The sequence below is a fragment of the Rhizobium ecuadorense genome (assembly GCF_001187535.1).
Taxonomy (GTDB): domain Bacteria; phylum Pseudomonadota; class Alphaproteobacteria; order Rhizobiales; family Rhizobiaceae; genus Rhizobium; species Rhizobium ecuadorense.
Genome location: NZ_LFIO01000204.1, coordinates 1 through 468, shown reverse-complemented (window position 1 = coordinate 468; position 468 = coordinate 1). Strand labels below are relative to the sequence as shown.

General features: G+C 53.8%; 1 protein-coding gene. It reads left to right on the top strand.

The window, feature by feature from the left end; genetic code table 11:
- Window positions 1–459: helix-turn-helix domain-containing protein (locus AF337_RS04750; protein ID WP_152970910.1), on the top strand; the 459-nt coding region annotated here is incomplete at its 5' end.
- Window positions 460–468: the final 9 nt, after the last annotated feature.

Sequence of the window (468 nt, the reverse complement as noted above, 5' to 3'; positions counted from 1 at the left end):
GTTGGTGGGTTGGAAAGGTTGATCCGTTTCCTTCGCGTTCTGGAACTGCTGGCAGATTCCCGCGAATACGAACTTTTGTCATCGCCCGACTTCTCGCCTAATGTCGACGCGGCGACGCTAAACACCATGCAGCGGGCAATTCTCCATATCCACGGCCACTTTACTGAGAAAATTCAGCTCCCCGACGTCGCATCCGTAGTCAACATGTCGACAAACACATTCAGCCGATTTTTCATCAAGAACACCGGACGCAGCTTTACGGATTACGTGGTGAGTTTGCGCATAGGCAGGGCCTGCAAATTGCTGTCGGAGTCCGATGAGACCGTGACCGACATCTGCTATGAAGTCGGCTACACCAACTTGTCAAACTTCAATCGCGCGTTTCTTCGCCATGTCGGCAAGTCTCCATCCGTCTACCGGAAGGCCGCACGGGGAAAACGCGTCTCGCCCGACAGCTGAAGACTATCC